Consider the following 3,566-nt stretch of genomic DNA (forward strand, 5'->3'; position numbering starts at 1 on the left):
GTGAAATCCGGTGGGATAAGACTATCGAAATCGCACAAACTAATCCAATTCTGTATACTGCATTTCGGCTCAACAATTTGAGAGTAGAAAGTACAGAGAACCGGAACCAAGTGGTCCAGTTCTCTAACAGAATTGTAACAGGCCCCCATAGCATTCCCTGACTTTATAAAATCAGATCACTTTTTTTTCGTGGTGAGCCTCAGCTCAATTGGCTTTCCGGGAGAAACTGTCGCCTTTAATTCGCTTTGATCGTAATCGGAATATTTCCGGGGAAGAGTCTCTCTTGCTGGTGATTCAATGGGTGGTGTCGTATCACCTTCCGGGACAGGAGTGCCGTCTGGCATCAAGCGATAGCTGACAGCCACTCTATAATTTCCCGCAGGGAGCCCCTCGCCACCACGACTGTAAGTCACAGCGAATTCGCCACTCTCTTTGGTCCTTGCTTGTCCGCCCACTCCTGGTGTCGTTTCCACCGGAATGAAAATAAGATCTGCATTGATCAGGGGTTGCTCATCCATCAATACGACACCGGTCACCGGGATTAACTCAGGCCCTGGATCTTTTGAGCTACATCCGGCGCACAAACAGAAAACATACCCCACAACAACAGGCGACAATAGCCTGCAGTTATTTACTCTCATGGATCACCTCGTACCTGCGTTGTTAGCTCAATGGAAATCAGCAGCTTTACGGTAGTTCTACGACAAAACCGTCAGACATCGTTCCCAGTCGCCGCAACAGGGTGAGATCCGTATTTTCTGAGATAAACCGGACAGCGCCATCGCCGAACCCAAAATGGGCTCCGCCTGTATGCAAACTTCCGACCTGCCCCCAGCTATTCAAGTTACCTACGTCGGGACTAGTCGACCCTGTGGGGATATCCCAAACATTGATTCCAGGATCCACGTCTCCGCCGGTTGTGACCCAACCGCGCATCCCCCAGGCTGGTGCCTCGCCATTAGCTACTTCTCGTGCCGTTTCACAAACCATGATGGTATTGGAGCTCCCATCTTTAATATCGCTGATTTTAGACTTACTGTTTTCACCAAATATTTTACGGGTAGTGGCTCCCTGTGTAGACCAATAATTACAAGCAATGGTCTGATCCGCACTCAGTTCATAATTTGTCTGCGCAGGTCCGGGTGCCGCTGAAGTCCCATAGGCTGTGCTAGTCCCCAGATGCGTCGACCCAGGATCGGAAGGACACAGAAAGACATCAAGCAGAACCGCCATTTCATCCGCGTTATCGTCCGGGTTCCCAGCGAGAGGAACACCAGCTCCAGGATAACTACAACAATAGCCGCTATTCTGAGCGCTATTTGCTGTCGCCTGATTAATTCTATTGTAAAGCGGCGCCTGATCCAGAAAGGGAAGTAACTAAAGAAAGGCCATTTTTGTTATGTGTTAATCGATCTGCCCCCTGATTGGCATTCGGGCTACACCAGCCATAATTGATTGCTACCGGCGGGAACACGCGATGTGTTTCATGATAGTTGTGTAATGCCAGAGCAACCTGTTTGATCTTATTCTTGCAAGTGGCGCGCCGGGCAGCCTCGCGAGCCTGCTGGACTGCAGGAAGCAGCAGAGCAATCAGGATCGCGATAATCGCAATCACAACAAGCAACTCGATTAACGTAAACCCCGGTCGCCTTTTTTGACTTGAAAACATGACGATCTCCCAATAAAGAAATGATAAAAATCACAAATTATTAAGTTCCGGCTAATGAATCTTAAGCGTGTATTTCAAATCAGGATTTCAGATAATTAACCAAATGAATGATCCAGGAAATGGAAAATGAGAGCTGATGTTCTATTTAAGAGTGGCTTTAATTAATTAAGTATACTTATGCAAATGATCGCCTCAAGAACAAATTAAGCTTTGTTTAATAGTTTTACAAAAAAACAGTTTCCTGGATACATCCGGATGGGTAGCCACCGTTGTGAAGAAAGGGGTACTGAATTGAAGAATGAGGCTCTCTTCCATCCGGCCTTGTATCGGCAGGATTCAGCCAGATTTGCTGGACATTTCAACGATAGAAACCGCTGACAATAGGGAGAGTTTCATCGCCCCCAGGCAATGAAAAGCAGAATCGCCGTGGAAAGAGCGAACAGCAGCATTGAGGCGCAACCTGACTTCATTTTGATATCATATTTCTCCACCAGCGCTTCAATCGCCTCTTTCGACTCTTTCAAGCCGGCGCCTGTGGACTCCCGATAATCTTTAATCGCCTGCATCTTATTGCCTTGCTTGAGTGATTCTACGATCTGCTCAACAAGCTCAGAATGATGTCCTGAATCATGGGTATCTGACTCATCATTGATCGGTTCACTCATTTCAGCTCTCCCTGGGGTAGATAAAAATGGGACGCGATTTAGTTCTACCACCAGGGGCTTGTATTGTTCAAGAACTATTTGAGTCAGTTCTTTGAATTGCTCAGATTTGTGTGAGGGTCTGAACTTTTATGAAGCAATCACACAATCAGAAACGCGTCGGTTCCGTTTTTGCAAATCTCCCTTTGCCTTCTGCAGGCAGGCAGACGCCATCAGAGTTTTCATCTCCGCGAGCGAAACCTCCTGTAAATCGATCTTCAACTCCAGTAATCGATCAACGACGGCATTGACGAGCTCTGCGCCATTTGCAGCTGGTGCTAACCCGTTCCATAATTCTTCCATGACCTGATCTGACATGACCCTCTTCTCCTGCTTAATCTATTCAATACTTTTTTGTTTTGTTTTTCCATTCCACAGCCTCGAATCCGCTGATTCGAAAGATGCTGTCGCTCTTCACCTCCGGAAAAGCTTGATGGCTGAAGGAATCGCAAGGACTGTACCAAACTGACCGAAAAACCTGATTCGCGAAGGCAACAACTGTAAACGCTTACTGAGTCGGCACCTGTGATACCGAATCCCACTGGTAATTTTCACAAAATACGTTTCAGTTCTGCAAGTACTGTCGTCATTTTGCGACATTCTTACATCAAGATGATAAATCTTACGAACTGGAAGAATCGCTGCATTTTTCGCTAAAGTTCCAGCAAACCCCGTTGTATTTGAACTCTTGGAATTATGACAACTTAATCCTGGACTGAGTTCGCATGCGAGTTGATAGAACCATGGCCCCCAACCGATGAATGCTAATCGGATCATCATCCCCGAAATCAATCAGGAGCGGTTTTCTTCATAGGGTCACCTGGGGAGCAGGGCGGGATGACTGTTTCTGGTCCCACCATCGGATTGCCTGTTCGCGTTCCTCAGCTGTATCATCCAATAGAGAGACCAGGAGTCTTCGCTGGCCTGCAGTGAAGGTCAAACCTCTCCGCTGCATTGTGAATTCAGCCAGTTGAAAAAGATCTGAAATGCTAATCTGATTGTCAATTCGTCCTAACCAAAACCGCGAAAATGAGGGAATGTGTTTAGGCAGCAATTCCCCGGTCGGGAGCACCATCGACATCACTCCAGCAGAAGTTCCGGTATTAAACAGGCTGTTCAAACCAGTTTTAGTGTGATCGCCTATATAACAGCCAACCTTCACGGTATGCGTCTCGATCGGAATTCCAGACAGAGGG

General features: G+C 47.0%; 5 protein-coding genes and 1 pseudogene. All 6 read right to left on the reverse strand.

Going from position 1 to position 3,566, the window contains the following annotated elements; translation table 11 throughout:
- Positions 1–176: 176 nt before the first annotated feature.
- Positions 177–518, reverse strand: a complete 342-nt coding sequence (locus Q0294_RS05245) for a hypothetical protein (RefSeq protein WP_299461624.1) — start codon at positions 516–518, stop codon at positions 177–179.
- Positions 519–687: 169 nt separating this feature from the next.
- Positions 688–1,365, reverse strand: coding sequence for a DUF1559 domain-containing protein (locus tag Q0294_RS05250; RefSeq protein ID WP_366917907.1), 678 nt, complete (start codon positions 1,363–1,365; stop codon positions 688–690).
- Positions 1,340–1,669 carry a DUF1559 domain-containing protein gene (locus tag Q0294_RS05255; protein WP_299461625.1) on the reverse strand — a complete coding sequence of 110 codons (330 nt, stop codon included), beginning with the start codon at positions 1,667–1,669 and terminating at the stop codon, positions 1,340–1,342. Before Q0294_RS05255 ends, Q0294_RS05250 begins: the two co-directional genes overlap by 26 nt.
- A 392-nt stretch (positions 1,670–2,061) precedes the next feature.
- Positions 2,062–2,334: a hypothetical protein gene (locus Q0294_RS05260; protein ID WP_299461627.1), complete on the reverse strand. Its 273-nt coding sequence runs from the start codon at positions 2,332–2,334 to the stop codon at positions 2,062–2,064.
- Between the two features lie 126 nt (positions 2,335–2,460).
- On the reverse strand, positions 2,461–2,688 hold the full coding sequence (locus tag Q0294_RS05265) for a hypothetical protein (RefSeq protein WP_299461629.1): 228 nt from the start codon (positions 2,686–2,688) through the stop codon (positions 2,461–2,463).
- A 490-nt stretch (positions 2,689–3,178) separates the two neighbouring features.
- Positions 3,179–3,566 (reverse strand): annotated as a pseudogene (locus Q0294_RS05270) (hypothetical protein); the annotation flags it as partial.

The organism is uncultured Gimesia sp., assembly GCF_937919775.1.
Lineage (GTDB): Bacteria > Planctomycetota > Planctomycetia > Planctomycetales > Planctomycetaceae > Gimesia.

What these genes read in the sequence shown, in the direction of transcription:
- Q0294_RS05265 (WP_299461629.1), bottom strand. Translation starts at nt 2,688, where the DNA reads ATGTCAGATCAGGTCATGGAAGAATTATGGAACGGGTTAGCACCAGCT.
- Q0294_RS05260 (WP_299461627.1), bottom strand. Translation starts at nt 2,334, where the DNA reads ATGAGTGAACCGATCAATGATGAGTCAGATACCCATGATTCAGGACAT.
- Q0294_RS05255 (WP_299461625.1), bottom strand. Translation starts at nt 1,669, where the DNA reads ATGTTTTCAAGTCAAAAAAGGCGACCGGGGTTTACGTTAATCGAGTTG.
- Q0294_RS05245 (WP_299461624.1), bottom strand. Translation starts at nt 518, where the DNA reads ATGGATGAGCAACCCCTGATCAATGCAGATCTTATTTTCATTCCGGTG.